This is a genomic window from Lysinibacillus sp. NPDC059133 (assembly GCF_042755925.1).
In the GTDB taxonomy this organism is placed as follows: domain Bacteria; phylum Bacillota; class Bacilli; order Bacillales_A; family Planococcaceae; genus Lysinibacillus.
In genome coordinates this window covers 1,736-18,757 of record NZ_JBHZDH010000021.1, presented here as the reverse complement: position 1 = coordinate 18,757, position 17,022 = coordinate 1,736, and the positions used below count along the sequence as shown (strand labels likewise).

Annotated in this window: 18 protein-coding genes and 1 pseudogene; 5 read left to right on the top strand and 14 right to left on the bottom strand. The window is 37.3% G+C overall.

Features of this window, described 5'->3' with window-relative positions; translation table 11 throughout:
• Positions 1–129: 129 nt before the first annotated feature.
• Together ACFXN8_RS12995 and ACFXN8_RS12990 are read right to left on the bottom strand one after the other, a co-directional pair.
• The gene (locus ACFXN8_RS12995; RefSeq protein ID WP_386845574.1) at positions 130–1,116 is read right to left on the bottom strand and encodes a C39 family peptidase; all 987 of its coding nucleotides are present in this window, start codon (positions 1,114–1,116) and stop codon (positions 130–132) included.
• A 437-nt stretch (positions 1,117–1,553) separates the two neighbouring features.
• The gene (locus ACFXN8_RS12990; RefSeq protein ID WP_386845636.1) at positions 1,554–3,050 is read right to left on the bottom strand and encodes a class I adenylate-forming enzyme family protein; all 1,497 of its coding nucleotides are present in this window, start codon (positions 3,048–3,050) and stop codon (positions 1,554–1,556) included.
• Positions 3,051–3,648: 598 nt separating this feature from the next.
• Here ACFXN8_RS12990 and ACFXN8_RS12985 point away from each other — a divergent pair.
• Positions 3,649–4,245, top strand: a complete 597-nt coding sequence (locus ACFXN8_RS12985) for a metallophosphoesterase family protein (protein WP_386845634.1) — start codon at positions 3,649–3,651, stop codon at positions 4,243–4,245.
• 86 nt (positions 4,246–4,331) lie between these two features.
• Here the strand turns inward: ACFXN8_RS12985 and ACFXN8_RS12980 are convergent, their stop codons facing one another.
• The 6 genes from ACFXN8_RS12980 to ACFXN8_RS12955 all read right to left on the bottom strand — a co-directional run bounded on the left by ACFXN8_RS12980 (position 4,332) and on the right by ACFXN8_RS12955 (position 6,390).
• Positions 4,332–4,625 carry a hypothetical protein gene (locus tag ACFXN8_RS12980; protein WP_386845572.1) on the bottom strand — a complete coding sequence of 98 codons (294 nt, stop codon included), beginning with the start codon at positions 4,623–4,625 and terminating at the stop codon, positions 4,332–4,334.
• Positions 4,626–4,682: 57 nt separating this feature from the next.
• The gene (locus ACFXN8_RS12975) at positions 4,683–5,264 is read right to left on the bottom strand and encodes a DUF305 domain-containing protein (RefSeq protein ID WP_386845570.1); all 582 of its coding nucleotides are present in this window, start codon (positions 5,262–5,264) and stop codon (positions 4,683–4,685) included.
• 121 nt (positions 5,265–5,385) lie between these two features.
• Positions 5,386–5,556, bottom strand: coding sequence for a cysteine-rich CWC family protein (locus ACFXN8_RS12970; protein WP_376073041.1), 171 nt, complete (start codon positions 5,554–5,556; stop codon positions 5,386–5,388).
• A gap of 133 nt (positions 5,557–5,689) precedes the next feature.
• Complete coding sequence (locus ACFXN8_RS12965; protein WP_386845568.1) at positions 5,690–5,887, bottom strand: gamma-type small acid-soluble spore protein; 198 nt, start codon at positions 5,885–5,887, stop codon at positions 5,690–5,692.
• Positions 5,888–5,902: 15 nt separating this feature from the next.
• A complete protein-coding gene (locus tag ACFXN8_RS12960) occupies positions 5,903–6,115 on the bottom strand; it encodes a hypothetical protein (RefSeq protein ID WP_376073035.1) in 213 nt (70 codons plus the stop codon).
• Between the two features lie 41 nt (positions 6,116–6,156).
• The gene (locus ACFXN8_RS12955; protein WP_376073032.1) at positions 6,157–6,390 is read right to left on the bottom strand and encodes a hypothetical protein; all 234 of its coding nucleotides are present in this window, start codon (positions 6,388–6,390) and stop codon (positions 6,157–6,159) included.
• 139 nt (positions 6,391–6,529) lie between these two features.
• On the opposite strand from ACFXN8_RS12955, the gene ACFXN8_RS12950 reads away from it, so the two are divergent.
• Positions 6,530–7,024 (top strand): L,D-transpeptidase family protein, encoded by a 495-nt coding sequence (locus tag ACFXN8_RS12950; RefSeq protein WP_386845565.1) that lies wholly within the window; start codon positions 6,530–6,532, stop codon positions 7,022–7,024.
• Positions 7,025–7,207: 183 nt separating this feature from the next.
• Here ACFXN8_RS12950 and ACFXN8_RS12945 read toward each other — a convergent pair whose 3' ends face one another.
• Positions 7,208–7,972 (bottom strand): DUF2935 domain-containing protein, encoded by a 765-nt coding sequence (locus ACFXN8_RS12945; protein WP_386845563.1) that lies wholly within the window; start codon positions 7,970–7,972, stop codon positions 7,208–7,210.
• A 187-nt stretch (positions 7,973–8,159) separates the two neighbouring features.
• On the opposite strand from ACFXN8_RS12945, the gene ACFXN8_RS12940 reads away from it, so the two are divergent.
• Positions 8,160–9,833 carry a ribonuclease J gene (locus ACFXN8_RS12940; RefSeq protein WP_386845561.1) on the top strand — a complete coding sequence of 558 codons (1,674 nt, stop codon included), beginning with the start codon at positions 8,160–8,162 and terminating at the stop codon, positions 9,831–9,833.
• A 93-nt stretch (positions 9,834–9,926) separates the two neighbouring features.
• On the opposite strand, the gene ACFXN8_RS12935 is transcribed toward ACFXN8_RS12940, so the two are convergent.
• Positions 9,927–10,562 carry a restriction endonuclease subunit S gene (locus tag ACFXN8_RS12935; protein WP_386845559.1) on the bottom strand — a complete coding sequence of 212 codons (636 nt, stop codon included), beginning with the start codon at positions 10,560–10,562 and terminating at the stop codon, positions 9,927–9,929.
• Positions 10,563–10,773: 211 nt separating this feature from the next.
• On the opposite strand from ACFXN8_RS12935, the gene ACFXN8_RS12930 reads away from it, so the two are divergent.
• On the top strand, positions 10,774–11,163 hold the full coding sequence (locus tag ACFXN8_RS12930; RefSeq protein ID WP_323650837.1) for a helix-turn-helix domain-containing protein: 390 nt from the start codon (positions 10,774–10,776) through the stop codon (positions 11,161–11,163).
• Between the two features lie 211 nt (positions 11,164–11,374).
• Here ACFXN8_RS12930 and ACFXN8_RS12925 read toward each other — a convergent pair whose 3' ends face one another.
• Complete coding sequence (locus ACFXN8_RS12925) at positions 11,375–12,250, bottom strand: radical SAM/SPASM domain-containing protein (RefSeq protein WP_376073206.1); 876 nt, start codon at positions 12,248–12,250, stop codon at positions 11,375–11,377.
• A 185-nt stretch (positions 12,251–12,435) separates the two neighbouring features.
• On the opposite strand from ACFXN8_RS12925, the gene ACFXN8_RS12920 reads away from it, so the two are divergent.
• A complete protein-coding gene (locus ACFXN8_RS12920) occupies positions 12,436–12,834 on the top strand; it encodes a hypothetical protein (RefSeq protein ID WP_386845556.1) in 399 nt (132 codons plus the stop codon).
• A 472-nt stretch (positions 12,835–13,306) separates the two neighbouring features.
• On the opposite strand, the gene ACFXN8_RS12915 is transcribed toward ACFXN8_RS12920, so the two are convergent.
• From ACFXN8_RS12915 to ACFXN8_RS12905, 3 genes and pseudogenes are all read right to left on the bottom strand, one after another.
• On the bottom strand, positions 13,307–14,704 hold the full coding sequence (locus ACFXN8_RS12915; RefSeq protein WP_386845632.1) for a SpoVR family protein: 1,398 nt from the start codon (positions 14,702–14,704) through the stop codon (positions 13,307–13,309).
• Positions 14,705–14,738: 34 nt separating this feature from the next.
• Entirely contained in the window at positions 14,739–15,896 is a 1,158-nt protein-coding gene (gene yhbH / locus ACFXN8_RS12910) for a sporulation protein YhbH (RefSeq protein WP_386845554.1), read from the bottom strand.
• Between the two features lie 349 nt (positions 15,897–16,245).
• Positions 16,246–17,022, bottom strand: a pseudogene (locus tag ACFXN8_RS12905) (protein prkA); the annotation flags it as partial.

The following is a 17,022-nucleotide window of genomic DNA, read 5'->3' as shown; positions in this document are numbered from 1 at the left end:
ATCCGCCATAATGAAGATCAACTTATATAAATGGACTTTTTATCGAATGTCATCCTTATTACTTGGTGATGAGGCTTTTTTTATAAGTGTAACATACTTTCCTTGTACTCCTTCTACCTCTTCTTTGAATCATTTATGAACGGCTACAGCTTGTTCACCTAAGTCTCTATAACTTTTAAAAAACTGATCCACATTATATGTGACAAAGCCTTTTAATGGGTCCATGACAACTACTTTATCGCCTAAATGCCCAGTTAAAACAACAGCATGTAAGTTCATATACGCTTTCTGTGGCACCGTTTCACCTTCATAGATCCAGCCCTTTTCTGATTTTCTCTTTGGCTCTGATAAATCCAATGTAACCCATGTCACAACAGGGACTCCCTCTCGAACAAGCTGTAAAATCTCATCCTGCGAGGCACCGCTCTTATTTGTCACTCGTAAGTCTGCCTGTTTATCCGCTATGACTGCCTCTGCTGCTTTGACAATCGGAGCTGCAAAGACATACATTCCATGTGCTTTATCACGAGGATTACCTGCAAAAGCCTGATCTGGGTTTGGACCAAATCGTTGACCGTTGACAGTACTTATTGTTTGCTTTGGTAAATAGTGATCAGCCATTTCCAGCTTCGTAACATCCAGCCCATAATAATTTAAGACAGCTGTTAACGATGTAATTTCACAGCCATGTGGGAGTTCAGGATTTTGCATTACAACTGGTACATCCAGCTCCTGCTCGTCCCTTGAAAAATGTGTCTCCAATCGATAATACGGCTTTGTCGCATCATATGTAAAATTTTCAATTGTCGTATAACCATCGTTTGTCGTACTATTTTCAAGTGTAGTTGCAGCTATCGCATATTCCTGTCCCTCTGTAAGTTTCGAAAATGTTGCTTCGCCCTCTTCAGAGCCAACCGCATCCTCCACTACCTTACCTGTCTTTACATCTGTAGCAGTGATATAAAGGTTAGGTATTGGTGCACCACTATTAAACTCTACTGTTAACACAGTTAATCCTTTGTTTTGCGTTTCCTGCTGCGAAAACGGATTGCAACTCGAAAGTAGCATGATGATCATAATACCTATTAGTAAAAGGCGTTTATACCTCGTCCACAAGACAAATTCCGCTCCTATCTTGTTTGAAGACAATAACTTCAATTCTATTATATTATTTCAATTTGTCGCAGACTCTATTATACGCTAATTTCATAGACGTTCCTATTTTAACCTCTTTCAGTGGTTGTCCAAACATCCAGTGAAATAGAGGAACTCAGTCTAAGAACGCCACGTCCTGTGGCAATTTATCTGTGCAAAAGCGCAGCGGCAGCAACACGGTTTTAACTGTGCGAAAGCGCAGCGGCAGCAACAACAACACACGACTGAGTGATCAACTTCACGTTGGCCAAAAGCCTCGGACGCAATTGCGCAGAGGCCTAATTGATCTTTATATACCCGCTATATGCGACACAATAACATCTCTAAATTCAGCGTACGTCCGATCAAGGTATTACTATATTTGCTACTTTCAAGTTTTACTTTTCTACACTTTATTTTTATGTTGTGCTTACTTTTGGACGTAACGTATGCTTCAAAACCTTACCAGAAGCATTACGTGGCAATTCAGTTAAAAATTCAATTTCATATGGCACTTTATATTTTGCAAGTTGAGTCCTACAATAAGCCAATATCGTCTCTTCATCGGTGGACTCCCCTTCCTTCAATACGACAAATGCTTTCGGAACTTCGCCATATACTTCATGCGGTAAACCTACAACAGCTGCCTCTAAAACTTCTGGCAGTTGATATAAAACCTCTTCTACCTCGATCGGATAAATATTTTCGCCACCTCGAATGATCATATCCTTTTTACGATCTACAATATAGAGGTAACCTTCCTCATCAAAACGCCCTAAATCTCCTGAATAGAGCCAGCTATCTTTAATTGTTCTAGCTGTTTCTTCAGGACTACGTAAATAGCCTTTCATGACTTGCGGTCCTTTGACACATATTTCTCCTACCTCACCCGTTGGCACAGTTTCACCAAAGCTATCAACAACACGGACGTCTGTTTGTGCTAATGGTTTTCCTACTGATCCAATTTTCGTTAATGCATCGGCATCTAAAAGGGAAGAAGTAGCAGGCGAATTTTCAGTTTGTCCATACAGGTTTTGTACTTTTACATTAAGAAAAGTCTCTTTCACTTGCTTAACAAGCTCATAAGGCATTGGTGCCGCCCCGTAACATAATAAACGTAAATCTTTAAATGTATGTTCCTTAAAGTTAGGTGTGTTTAAAATTATTGTATACATTGCCGGAACACCAAAGAAAATTGTCGCTGCTGTAGCGGCAAGCTGTTCTAATGTATTTGTCGAAGAAAACGCCTCTTCTATAACCATCGTACCGCCTTTATAAAACATCGGCATCGCAAATACATGAAGACCTGCACAATGAAATAAAGGCGTACAAATAAACATGCGATCCTCTTTGGTCATATCCATTGATGAAGACCATATATCCGCAGTTGACACAATATTTTGATGAGTTAGCATTACTCCTTTTGGTTTTCCCGTCGTACCAGAAGTATACATAACAACAGCAGTATCATGAGGCTCCAATTTGATCGCTTTTCTTTGACCTGGATAATTTTTTAAAATATCTTTCATTTCATTGAGCCCTACAATAAGTTGAAACGGATATGCAATAGTTGCAAGTACATCCTCTAATCTTTCATCATAAATAAGTCCTTTAGCTTCTGAATGATTAAAAATAAATTCGACCTCTGGAGCTGCTAATTTTGTATTAATGGGCATGACAACGTAGCCAGCTAACTGAACACCGATATAAGCGATTAAAAACAAATCTGAATTGAGCGTATATAATGCAATTACATCATCTTTTTCAAAGCCTTGCTCTTGTAAATATGCTGCGAATTTTTCTGCACTTTTATAAAATTCACTATAGGATAGCTCTGTCCCATCGTATATCGTTGCAATCCCTTTTGGTTGCTGCATAGCATAGTTTTGTAGAATGTCTGTCATTAACATCGTCATCATAAGCCCCCCAAATCTTTCATATTCATTACCCTCACACCGTATAAAATTAAATAACACTAAGAAAATTCAGAAAATTACAATTATATTTTATCAGTCTATGAAAAGGTTGGCAATTTTTCTTCACATAAAAATATAAGATCTAGAGCGAAAGCTTGGAAAGCTCCCAGTCTGAACGGAAATTTGCTCCACGTTATAGTGATGGACCAAAATATGTAACTAAATATACACATTCATTTTACTTTTCTATCAATTTCTGTTAGGTGTATGATATTTGTATAATGATTAACTTCTTTCAGTAAGTGTTTTGGTAGCGAAAGTGCAACGGCAGTTACAGATGTTTTATGTAACGTAAGTGCAACGGCAGTTACAGATGTTTTATGTAACGTAAGTGCAACGGCAGTTACAAATGTCTTTTGTACCGAAAGCGTAGCGATAGGTACAAGTTTGGACACCCGCTGAAAGAGAGGAACTCAAGCTAAGAACTTCACATCCTATGAAAACGCCTGAGTGACCAACATCGTGTTTGCCCAAAGCCTCCGGCGGATGTCACGGAATTATGCCGAGGCAAATTGATTTTAAGAAAGGCCTGATTAAAATGCTGTACGCACTTTTAGGAGATTTACATTCTAATATAGAAGATACAAAGGCAGTTCTAACCCATATTCAGCACACTGCGAAAGATGCAAAGGTATTGGGATTAGGTGATTTATACGAATGTACTGTAAGTAAGAAAAAGGCACAAACAATGTCGGGTTTACCGCTACAAAAAGCTGCGATAGTGGAGAATGATTTTGAAAATTTACTAACATTCCCCTCTATTCGTGGCAATCAGGAGGAGCGTATTACTCGTGTAACTGGCATCGAACGTTTTGCAGAGCTACCTGAAACAATGGAGATTGATGGTGCAACACTTATGCATGGACATCAATTTCAATGGAGTGTGAAATGGCAACCTACATTTCCACCATTCAAAAAATCGCTTCTTTTCTTCGGACATAGTCATGAATCCGGTCTTTATCATCGCAATAAAAAGTTACCTATTCGTATTCGTTTTGGCCAACCAATTCTATTACAAGAAAAGCAGTACGGTATCAATGTTGGATCAGTTGTCGATCACCGTGAGTGGTGTCTCTACGATAGTCATAAACAAACAGTCACATTTATGTGCGCTTCATCTGTTGAGAATGCTTGATTATTTTTTATCCAAGGTAAGCCTCACTCAGCAGTTTCGCTGATATACATAGCAGTCACAAAAAAACGCTAAAATCTACTTCGACTTTAGCGTTTTTCCCCTATATCAATTTCGCCTTGACGTAATTGTTGTTGCTGACGCTTCGCTTTCGCACAGATAAAACCATGTTGCTGACGCTTCGCTTTCGCACAGATAAAACCATGTTGCTGCTGCTTCGCTTTCGCACAGAAAACATTTGTTGCTGTCGCTTCGCTTTCGCACAGATAAAACCATGTTGCTGCCGCTTCGCTTTCGCACAGAAAACATTTGTTGCTGTCGCTTCGCTTTCGCACAGATAAAACCATGTTGCTGCTGCTTCGCTTTCGCACAGATAAAACCATGTTGCTGCCGCTTTGCTTTCGCTACAAAAAGATTTGCTGAATGAGTTCTTTGTTACACTAGCAATTTTCGCAAGGCTTTAAAGCATCAAGTAATTTTTCCATTTCGCAAATACGATCGCACATAGTTTGAATCATATTTCGAAGGATTGGTATTAATTCTTGGCAAGTACAGAACCTTAAAACGTTTTGCGCTAGTCGAACTCCTCCTTGATGGTGAACAATCATTTCGCGAAGAAAGTTTATATTAATATTATTAGAAACTGGTGGTAAACTCATTGCTTGGAACATAGCCCCGGTAATTTCTTTATACGCACACATATATTCGTACAATTCACATTCCGAATTTTGTACGATACAGCATCTATTTTGTATCGCTTCAAGGCATTCAACAGTCTCCGTACTTGTTGCTATTATTTCTAATGCGAGATTTTGCACAAGTATATTAGTGGTGTATCGCAAAACATTTTCCGACATTTTAATAGCAGCTAATTGATGCGGTAAGATTTGCTTAATAAAATTTTCTGAAATACTACATGTTATTGTCACATACGTCATGCCCTGCATCATTTTATCGAGGATCCTTTGGTAATCCTCTAAATATGCCTTTGTTACATTACTAAGTACAATGGTTTTAGTCATTAGACACACTCCTTTCAGAGTAATATATGTCCGATAGGTTGTTGTGCGGTAGACAATTGTACCAAATATCTTGATTGTTTCGTAACAGCTATTCAGTATTTTTAAAGCCTAAAATAAACGATTAATCTTTTTGATATGTATCCAAGCATTTTTGACAAATACATTGCTCTTTAGGTACCGCTTCAAGAATTTCTTTAGGAAAACTCTCTGTCATACACCAGCAATCCTTTTGCCCCTTTACTATCCCACAATGATTTTCTTGCCCACATAACGGACAACGTTTTTCCTTCATTCGTACACCACCTTTCATTTACTTTACATTGTAAAATAAAGTGAAACTTTAATCAGTGATTTTTTCATCCCAATCGGGCTTTACGGAATAAAAAATGGAGGAGTACTTCATTTCGTACTCCTCCCAAGCTAACTTATTGCTTTTCCCCACGAATCTCTTGTTTTACTTCTTCAACATCTGTATCACTATATATTCCCGTTCCACCCCCTCCTCTTTGGGCTAACAGTTTTTTCACTTCATTGTAAGATAAACCACTTTCCGCATTTTGTCTTTTTACTTCATTAATATTCGTTCCAGCAGAAGTAAACTGCGCTTCGTTATGATCAGTCATGAAAATCCCTACCTTCTATAATTCATCAGGCTGTAATTCGATCAATTCATCGCCTTCTCGTTCTACTTTTTTATTGAGCTCCTTAACCGGTATAGCATCAACCGTTTGCATGTCTTCGTGTAAATCGAAAAGACTTATAGTATCTGATTCAACCATGTCTGGTTTATTCTTACTTGCTAAGTTCATAAATATCTTTTTCTCATGTGGTATGTTTTCTATGTCCATCATTGCTCACTCCTTTACCTATAGCATGTGCAATGTTGGACAAATCATGTACCTTTCGTTTTCGAACTTTTATCGATGCGATGATATTCAGATATTTGAATGACCCGAACATTTCTTGTATGCAGCTCATGATACATCCCTCTACTATCTGTAAAGGATATATATTGATCTCGTTCGCTTCGAACTAATGCCTCTGCTTTTTCCTGTGATTCTATATGGATAAATCTCCGTATATAATGCATTTCATCAAAGAAATAAGTAATTTTAAATTCTTTCATAATAACTCCTCGATTACTGGATATGGTTGTTTACTACTTATCCTATCCAACTAACTGCAGTTGCTATTCTCTTAAAAATATTAAAGGTAGCTTCGGCATAACCTGTATTAAAGCAACCACTTTATAGGAGGTGATGAATTTGATCCATACAGTTAGCGTAGGCGAAACCTTGTCCCAAATAGCTAGAAATTATCGTACACCGTTATCGTCCATAATTGCTGCTAATCCAGGGTTAGATCCGAATGTACTTTATATAGGACAACAAATTGTTATACCTGGATTTCCTAATCCAAATACTATCCCTTATAGAATAGATATTTCTATTGAAAATCGATGGCTACGGTTATATAAAGATAATGTTCTTCAGAAGCAATACCCAATAGCAGTCGGTAGGATGTTACATGATACACCTACTGGCCATTTTATAATCATTAATAAGGATCCAAATCCTGGTGGTCCGTTTGGGACAATGTGGATGAGTTTATCTAAAGAACATTACGGTATTCACGGAACTAATAATCCTAGCTCTATCGGTCACGCCGTTTCACGTGGCTGTATCCGCATGCATAATAAGGATGTCGAAGAGCTCGCAAGCATTGTCCCAATCGGCACTGGCGTTTTTATTCATCCCTAAAATAGCCTCCAGACTAAAAACATTCCTAAAATTTTATCGGAATGTTTTTTAGTTTTATCGGAACATTATGTAGATTTATCGGAATGTTTTCCAATTTTATCGGTATATTATGCTGATTTATCGGAATAAAAAAGGCAACCTGATATCAAACCTCAGATTGCCATCACTTCCTTCAGGTGCAAATTAACCTTCACCTTTAGATTGTGCAAGCTTCGATAAATAGTATTGCTCCTCTCTTAGCATATGATCCGCCATTAGAGCTGTAAACGTTCCTAAAACTTCTGCACTTAACTCCATTTCCTCTAACTCGCGTAAAAAAGTTTTGAATAATTTCATTTCTATATCTACATCTTGATTAAAGCGAGTTAATGCAGGGAAAGAGTCTATATTTGAACGTAAATATCCTGTAAGCTCCACTGCTTTTAAATAAAATTGTTCAAAATGTTGGGCAAAGGTAGTACTTTTTTGTCTCAATCTCCTTTCTACGCCATCCAAATCGTCGTGAATGATACCTGCATGTCCTGAAGCATCTAACAGCCAGAGTAAGTGATGATGTAGCTCATGAAAGATTGGTGGGACTTCTCCCTTCTTCAGATAATTAAGTACATTTTGATACTCCTCCAGTTCATTCACCATGTGATTAATAAAGGAAGGTGATAAATGAATATTAATATTTCCCGTTAATTGCTTTCGAAGGATAAAAAATTTAAATTGCTTTAGTTGTTCTACAGCTTCATCGACAGTAAGTGAAAAGGAAACCGCATTATTGGCATCGATTGAATTAACATAGGCAAGAAGCTGAGAAAATTGATGAATAAATGAATTTGCTCTTTTAATATCCTCTGTTTCCGATGGATACAATGAATCATGAATAAATTGAGAATGATCTTTTAAGATCCTTAGCCAAAACCTATGTTCAAACATCGCATGCTGTAAGTAATTCGACAACCAGTCACATCCCCTTTATTCTCTACGTTCCTCTATTCTATTCTTCTTGAAAACCTAATATTAGTACTTAATCTCAAATGGTCTTTTCGTATAGGATGAAACGCTTAAAGCTATACTACATAATGCTGAAGTAACGAAACAAATTCAATCACATCCAGAGTACCTGAAAAATTAGGAGGGGATATACTTGTCCACAAAAGACAATACATTATCGATTTTCGCCTTAGGTGGTATTAATGAGATTGGCAAAAATATGTATGTAGTACAGTATGGGAATGATATTTTAATTATTGACTGTGGCGCTAAATTTCCAGACGAAAGCTTATTAGGTATCGATTTAATTATCCCTGATATTACGTACCTATTGGAAAATAGAGGGAAAATCAAAGCATTAATTGTGACACATGGTCATGAGGATCATATTGGCGGTATCCCTTATTTGCTAAAAAAAATAAATGTCCCTATTTATGCGACACGTTTTACTCTTGGGTTAATCCAGCTAAAGCTGAAAGAACATAAGCTTTTAAGAGAGACAGAATTAATAGAAATTCATTCCGATTCATCTTTAAATTTCGGTCAAGTTGATGTTAGTTTCTTTAGAACAAACCATAGTATACCTGATTGCCTAGGCATCGTTATGAATACACCTGAAGGAAATGTAGTACACACTGGTGATTTTAAATTTGATTTAACGCCTGTTAATAATCAGTTTGCTGATATTCATAAGATGGCTGATATAGGATCAGATGGCGTACTAGTACTGATCTCTGAAAGTACGAATGCCGAAAGACCTGGGTTAACGCCTTCAGAGAAGCTTGTCGGTAATCATATTGAAGATGCATTTTTACATGCCGAGCGTAAAATCGTTATCTCTACTTTCGCTTCTAATGTTAATCGCATACAGCAAATTGTAGATGCAACGATTACTACAAATAGAAAGCTTGCATTACTTGGGCGGAGTATGGTGAATGTTGTAGATGTTGCGCTTGAGCGAGGCTATTTAACCGTTCCAGAGGATCTGTTAATTGATGCACGTGAGGTGAAATATCTCCCACCTGAAGAAGTTGTTGTACTATGTACGGGTAGTCAGGGTGAGCCATTAGCTGCACTCTCTCGTTTAGCAAGTGGAAATCATCGAGAAGTAAAAATTTTACCTGATGATACAGTGATTTTAGCTTCATCCCCTATTCCTGGGAATGAGAAGGGTGTTTCACGGATCGTCGATAATTTGTTCCAGCTAGGTGCGAAGGTTATTTATGGCTCGGCTAGTCATACAGGTATGCACGTTTCAGGTCATGGCTACCAGGAAGATTTAAAACTAATGCTGACGCTAATGAAGCCCCAATTCTTCATTCCGATTCATGGTGAATTCCGTATGTTACATCAGCATCGTTTGTTAGCCGAGTCCGTTGGTGTCAAAAGAGGACATACGTTTATTATGAAAAACGGGGATGTTGTTGATATTGAAAATGCAATGGCTAGGCAAACACGTAAAATTCCTTCCGGTGATACGTATGTCGACGGTATCGGTATCGGGGAAGTCGAAGGAATTGTTTTACGAGATCGTAAACAGCTATCTGAAGACGGCATGCTTGTTATCGTTATAACACTTAATAAAGTAGATGGAACCTTTATTTCAGAACCAGATACAATTTCACGAGGCTTTGTTTATGCCAAAGACTTTGAGGAGCTTTTAAAGAAAGTAAATATTCTCGTTAAAGAAACAGTAAATGAGCTTCAGGAAGAAAGTAAGCAACAAATACATGTCTTAAAAAGAGAAATCAAAAGGGCTGTCGGTCAGTATCTATTTTCACAAACAAAAAGAAAACCAATGATTTTACCTATAATTATCGAAATTTAAAAAAGTCGGTGTGAAAGGTTTTAACCTTTACACCGACTAATTATTTTATCTGATTCCAGCGAGGATGAAGAACTGTTTATGGATTGTGCAATTTTATTTAAGCTCACCCTTAAAAATTTTATGTAGCATATCATCGTATAGATTCTGAGCCTGATGAAACCCATGATGTAAACTTTTTGAGTGATTTTCTATTTGCAGCGAAAAATTATCAAAATGCTGTGGTAGCCCCTCTACTACTGTCAGCAACGGCTCTTTATTTTTTAATAAAAGCTGAATCGTATTTAAAATTCGCACCATTTTGTATTGGATATCTATCATCGGAATATCAATCGGTATATGGTACAAATGATGCCATTCATTATTCATTTCATACCATCTAAGAAAGTGAAATAAATAATCACTTAAAATAATTGTTTCATTTGGAATAATCGCGACGATATCGTTTGCAATACATATTTCAGTTTCACATTGATAAATATATTTATGTTTGTCCTTCAAGTTAGCTTTAGTAAGAATGATGGTTTTAGCTGGTACTGGTGCACACTCAAAATGTTTTTTAAATGTAATATTAACTTTTGGTAATTGTTCAATATCACCATTTAGCATTAACTTTTTTAAATCTTCTGCTGTAATTAGGGGTACTCCGACGTTCGTAAAATACTTTTCCCTCGGTACTATTTTCCCCTCTTTTATGATAGCAACCTCATCCAATCGATAACGCTTTACCATGCCTGAATCCTCCAATCCTTAACTTAATTAGCTATACCCTAAAACAAGCTACTGGAATCATCAACACTATTTTTCATAAGTCTTTTTTCTCAATAAAAACTTACTACCAATCATTGTACCATTTTAATGTAACATTATATCTATTATACCACTATAATGGTATAGGCATTTTTAATGTTTTTCACTAGCTTTTTACATAGAGGTGAATCATATGTCAGACTTTTTAAAGCTAGTAGGCGAACAACTCCGTATTATTAGGGTTTCCAAGGGGCTTAGTCAGGAAGAAGTAGCAGAAAAAACAGGGAAACTAGGTTTTAGTAAAGGACGAATCTCAAACATTGAACACGGGCAATCTAATATTACATTAAGCACTTTAGAAACGCTGATGAAAGCTTTAGATATTGCACCTGAGGAGCTTTTTAATTTTCAAAAATTATCTGGTGTTACTGATATTGAAGAAAAGAACATTATGCTTGATATACATCGTTCAGTATTAAGGGAGCGCAATTTAGACGAGGTGAAATACGTAGTACGCATTACGAAGGATTTTTTAAATACTATAGATTCACAATCAAAGAAAAATAGCTCCAATGGTCAATAACGTTGGAGCTATTTTTAACAAGAAAGTTCTGGATACACGGCTTAATGTGTAGAGCATTCGATGAGCCGCTTCGCTCACCTTTGCTTGTCAATCAACGCAGATGTCTGAACAATTGCCCCCATTTTTTGATGAGGAATCACCCATTCTCTAATATGGGGAAATTCCCCATATAAAAAAATCCATTTAGTCTACAACCAAATGGATCTGATTATTACATCCCAAACTTTTGACGATAGCCACATTTTCTACATAGCTCTTCGACTGCTTCCCTACGTGAAAATCCGTCGACAATATTATTTGCACGTTCACCTTGAACAATGTCTGTGAAGGATTTCTCGTTCACATTCCCCAAATTAATGACGCCCTCACCATCAAGACAGCACGGCACTACTGTACCATCCACTAAAATAGCGGCTTGACTTCGAAGTGCATGGCAAAAGCCTTTTCCTTCATCCTCAGGCTCCAGTAAACTTGGCCACTTGAATTCATGATCCTGATTTATATAAATATTATTAGCAATCTTTACACCTTTACCTGGTTGCACTTTTTCTTCGATGCGATAATCAAGATTATATTCATTTTCTAGAATTTCGAGCGTTTCACGATTTCTTCGTGCCGCAATATCCGATACTTGATCCCTTTGTAAATTCCATAAACGATATGAAATAATCGTATTATAATCTTTTGAATCACGCACAAAGTCTAATATATCCCCTAAGTATTTCTCACGATTTTCCGATCCCTCATGACCGTCGAAACTATGCAATGAAAAATTGATTTGGCGTAAGGCTGGTTTCCCTAATATCTTTTCACGATTCTTTTTAATCAGTGTACCGTTCGTTGTAATATTAACTTTAAAACCTTTCTCATGTGCTGCGTCAAGCAACTGATCAATACGAGGGTGTAAAAGTGGCTCTCCTTTTACATGTAAATAAATATATTTCGTATGAGGACGTATTTCGTCCAATATTTTATTAAATTGTTCTACTTTAATAAGTCCCTTTGCACGAGCAGTTGGAGGACAAAAACTACATGCTAAATTACAGACGCTCGTTATTTCTATATAAACCTTTTTAAATGTTCTCAACGTCGATTCACCGTTCCAGTTCTTCATATATTCAAATCCTATTCATTTTAACAAATTTTACGATAAGGAACAGTTTTTCAGTCTCCATCCCCTCACATTATTTATCAACTTAGGGCTACATGAACAAGTAAGCTTGAGAAAAATTAATAACTTAATAATAATGCTGAAAAAAGGAGGTGAAAACTATGTCTGACTATAAACCTGATAATGAACGTTCAAAGGATCCATCTAAAAATCATATTACTATCCATTTAACTTTTAATATTGGCAATACTGATATCCATTTTGAACAAAGGGCTGAAGGTGGCGGACAAATAAATAAAGATGTAGGTACTAATGCCAACCAAGGAGGTCAAAACGCAATAAACGGCAGTACTAGAAATGTAAACTCCCAATTCGCCGATGGAAATGGCCGAAGCGGTATTGCTGGTGACAATAATGATGAAGCTGGTGGACAACAAGGAATTAAAGTAAGGGACAGCTTAGTAATCGACAGCGATATCCATTCATCTTCGAATCATAGTGAAAGTAGTGAAGATGAAAATGAGTCCTCTCCATTGTTAGATGAAGATAAAAACGAATAATAAAATTTTAGTTGCAAGTGTGTTTATTAACCATTTTTATCCACTCTTATTAATTAGAAGGCCCTGATTTCCGCTACGGGCTACTCGCTTTGTAGCTGACGCTTTGCTTTCGCTACAGAAAACATTTGTAGCTGCCGCTTTGCTTTCGCTACAGAAAACATTGTCGCTGACGCTTCGCTTTCGCGCAGAGCAAGGCTTCCTGCGGGCGAGCGTCGAGCCGCTGCGCTCCGTGCAGGGTCTCGTCTGTCTCGCTTTCCCTCGGGAGTCGAGTAGCCCTACGCTACAATCAGTAAAAATGGACGTACATTAGCAAAATATCAAAAAAATCCTTTTATCAGCCAATAATAAACCTATATTTTCCTAATCAATACGCCTGATTTAGTTGATACTCAAAAAAACTTCTATCTGTAAAAATAGTTCATACCAACAGATAGAAGTTTTTTGATTTAGTTACCCACCAAGGAATCACGCCTCACACATTCCGTTTATAATTTTTTGTACCATCATATGAATAAAGCATTGGCTTCCCATCCACATAGGTTTCTAAATGAACAGGACGACCCCATAGCTGATAAATATATGGCAAAACGTTCTCTAAATAGTGCGGATCGAGCTCCATTCCCTCAAAGCCATGCACTAAATAGAGCTCTCCGTTGCGAAGGTAATCTCCATTTTTAACGACGATATATGGGAATCCTCCGTTTACACGCATCGATATGAGCTGATCACGTACCATTTCATGATCCTTATCTGTAATACGGTATTCATTGCCCTTTTTCTGGAACAAATAAAGATCCTCTCGCTTTGCTAAATCCTTCGTTAAATAATTGCGGATAAAGGATATATCCGACTCTATCTCTCTAACCTCAAACATTTTCTCCCGCCCAGAGTTCGGTTGTACGCCTAGCTTTCTCATCTCTTCCGTTGGATGATTATAACGCTCTTCAATGTCCTCAAATATTTTCACACCAAGGTAATAAGGATTAATAGATGTCTTTGAAGGCTGCACAACACCTGCATTTAACTTCGCAAATTCGATCGTTTCCGCTGATGTTAGCTTAAGCTCACGCATAATACGTTGATGCCAAAAGGAAGCCCAGCCCTCATTCATAATTTTCGTCTCTAATTGTGGCCAAAAATAAAGCATTTCCTCACGCATCATCGTTAATACATCTCGCTGCCAGTCCTCGAGCTCTCGACTATGCTCCTCTAAAAATAGCAGTAAATCTTTTTCTGGCTTTGGGGGGAAGTTCTTTATTTTTCGCCTTACCGATTTATACTCTTTTTCCTTATCATCTAAACGCCATAGATCATCATATGGCGTTTTTGCTTGATAATTCTCCTCTTCAAGTTCATCCTCCGTATTCCAAGCCAATTTTGGTCGTAAAAGAGATGGATCGATATGCTCCTGAATCGCTAAAACCGCATCTAAAAACTGCTCGACCTCATCCTTTCCATATTCCCTTTCATAACCAGCTATCCTTTCAGCTGTTGCCGTCATGCTCTCCACCATATCTCTTCTAGTATTGGAGAAGCGTACATTATTTTTAAAGAAATCACAGTGCGCCAATACATGCGCAATAATTAATTTATTTTGTGTTAACGTATTTGTATCAAGTAAAAATGCATAACATGGATTTGAGTTAATCACTAGCTCATAGATTTGACTTAGCCCTAAATCATATTGAAGCTTCATTTTATGGAATTGTTTACCGAAGCTCCAATGTGAAAATCGAGTAGGCATACCATATGCGCCAAATGTATAAATAATATCTGCCGGACAAATTTCATAGCGCATTGGAAAATAATCTAAGCCAAAGCTTGAGGCAATTTCTGTGATTTCATCAATCGCTCGTTCAAGCTCTTTCATCTCCACTTTTTAAGTCCCCTCCTTTGAACATGGTTTAAGTTTCACTTTTTTTGAAAAAGCTCTTTAAGGCATCGTACACATCGCCTTTTTTTCTCAAAATATGATATCTAAACTTAGGATCATCTACTTTTTTATATGTGTACATAAGTGTAGAAAAGCGGTTATGCTGATTGACTTCTCCATATCCAAACATGCTCGATACTTCCATTAACTCCCCTACTAGCTTCAAGCACTTTTCATTATCCATTGATATATTTTCACCATCTGAAAAATGTACTGGATAAATATTGTAGCGAGAAGGATTATACTTTTCCCGAATTAGTTCCAATGCCTTTATATAGGCAGATGAACAAATCGTTCCACCACTTTCTCCCTTCGTGAAAAATTCTTCCTCTGTCACTACTTTTGCCTCTGTATGATGCGCAATAAACTCAATTTCCACGGTTTCATACTTGGAGCGCAAAAATTTTGTCATCCAAAAGAAGAAGCTCCTAGCGCAATATTTTTCGAAGGAGCCCATCGAGCCACTTGTATCCATCATGGCAAGAACCACTGCCTTCGATTCAGGTTTTTCCACTTCATCCCACGTTTTAAAACGCAGATCATCATTATGAATCGGCGTAATTTCTGGTTTTCCTTTCATCGCATTACGCTTTAACGCATTAAGAATGGTGCGCTTTTTATCGACATTTCCCATTAAACCTTTTTTCCGAATATCGTTAAACTCAATTTTTTCCGTTTTAATATCCGCTTTTTCTTTCTGCTGCAGGTTTGGTAGCTCAAGCTCGTTAAATAACACATTTTGAACCTCTTCAATGCTTACTTCAGCTTCATAATAATCATGGCCTGGCTTGTCACCAGCTTCTTTTCCTTTACCATTAGCCTGATTGCCTTTACTAGCATCACGCGCAACCACATCACCTACATTACTGTCTCCTTGCCCCTGCCCAACATGCTTGGAGTTATCATAGTTATATCGAATTTTATATTCATCAAGTGAACGTATAGGGATTTTTATAACCTCGCGACCATTGGACATGACAATACTTTCTTCACTTACTAAATCGGGTAAATTATTCTTAATAGCATCTTTTACTTTTTCCATATGCCGTTGCTGGTCCTGGTGCCCTTTACGATGGAGGGACCAATTTTCCTGAGAAATGGCAAAACGTTTATTATCGTTTTCAGTCATTTTTATCCTCACCCATCTATCAAATTCGCTTTTTCTATACTATGCTAGTGATTCGCTTTCTTGAACTTTTTTAGAGAAATCAATTACACTTCGTGGTTACTTCACCTATGGCAAAAATAAGTGAATGAAGATCAATTTCGCCTTGGCATATTGCTGTCGCTTCGCTTTCGCACAGATAAAACCTTGTTGTTGCTGTCGCTTCGCTTTCACAGTTAAAGCCTTGTTGTTGCTGTCGCACAGATAAATTGCCACAGGACGTGGCGAGTGTTTGGACACCCACTGAATGAAGATAAAAGGAGTGCCCTAAAATGGACACTCCTATTCACTCCTATCAATAGTCTTATAGTTTTTATCGATTTAACAGACTACCTACATACTGCAATAATTCATTAGCAGATGTTGGATTATAGCCATGTTCATCAACAAGTCTCGCTACAACCTCATTAATCTTCTTCAGCTGTGATTCATCCGGCATTTTTGAAGATGTTGTAATCTTCACGACATCCTTAAGATCCGCAAAAAGTTTCTTCTGTATGGCTTCTCGTAATCTTTCATGAGAATTATAGTCAAAACGCTTACCTTTTCGAGCATAAGCAGAAATACGAATGAGTATCTCCTCACGGAATGCTTTTTTCGCATTTTCCGAAATGCCAATTTGCTCCTCAATAGAGCGCATTAATTTTTCATCTGGATTCATTTCCTCACCAGTCAATGGATCGAAAATTTTGTTTTTATTACAAAACGCTTCTACATTATCAAGATAATTATTCATCAATGTTTTTGCAGACTCTTCATACGAATACACGAAAGCTTTTTGCACTTCATTCTTGGCAATATCATCATATTCTCTTCGAGCAACTGCAATATAGTTCATATATTTTTCTCGATCTTCCTGAGAAATTGAAGCATGCTGGTCAAGCCCATCCTTTAGTGCACGCAGAACATCTAACGCATTAATAGATGGTACCTCTTTTCGGATAATAGCAGAAGAAATACGATTAATAATATACCGTGGATCAATACCGTTCATGCCTTCATTAGGAAACTCTTTTTTCAGCTCCTCTAAGTCAACGGAATTAAATCCCTCCACATTTTCTCCGTCGTACAGTCGCATTTTTTTAATAAA

Coding starts and splice junctions, on each gene's coding strand:
- ACFXN8_RS12990 (WP_386845636.1), bottom strand. CDS start 3,050: ATGACGATGTTAATGACAGACATTCTACAAAACTATGCTATGCAGCAA.
- ACFXN8_RS12985 (WP_386845634.1), top strand. CDS start 3,649: ATGCTGTACGCACTTTTAGGAGATTTACATTCTAATATAGAAGATACA.
- ACFXN8_RS12980 (WP_386845572.1), bottom strand. CDS start 4,625: ATGGTTTTATCTGTGCGAAAGCGAAGCAGCAGCAACATGGTTTTATCT.
- ACFXN8_RS12975 (WP_386845570.1), bottom strand. CDS start 5,264: ATGACTAAAACCATTGTACTTAGTAATGTAACAAAGGCATATTTAGAG.
- ACFXN8_RS12970 (WP_376073041.1), bottom strand. CDS start 5,556: ATGAAGGAAAAACGTTGTCCGTTATGTGGGCAAGAAAATCATTGTGGG.
- ACFXN8_RS12965 (WP_386845568.1), bottom strand. CDS start 5,887: ATGACTGATCATAACGAAGCGCAGTTTACTTCTGCTGGAACGAATATT.
- ACFXN8_RS12960 (WP_376073035.1), bottom strand. CDS start 6,115: ATGATGGACATAGAAAACATACCACATGAGAAAAAGATATTTATGAAC.
- ACFXN8_RS12955 (WP_376073032.1), bottom strand. CDS start 6,390: ATGAAAGAATTTAAAATTACTTATTTCTTTGATGAAATGCATTATATA.
- ACFXN8_RS12935 (WP_386845559.1), bottom strand. CDS start 10,562: ATGGTAAAGCGTTATCGATTGGATGAGGTTGCTATCATAAAAGAGGGG.
- ACFXN8_RS12930 (WP_323650837.1), top strand. CDS start 10,774: ATGTCAGACTTTTTAAAGCTAGTAGGCGAACAACTCCGTATTATTAGG.
- ACFXN8_RS12920 (WP_386845556.1), top strand. CDS start 12,436: ATGTCTGACTATAAACCTGATAATGAACGTTCAAAGGATCCATCTAAA.
- ACFXN8_RS12915 (WP_386845632.1), bottom strand. CDS start 14,704: ATGAAAGAGCTTGAACGAGCGATTGATGAAATCACAGAAATTGCCTCA.
- yhbH (WP_386845554.1), bottom strand. CDS start 15,896: ATGACTGAAAACGATAATAAACGTTTTGCCATTTCTCAGGAAAATTGG.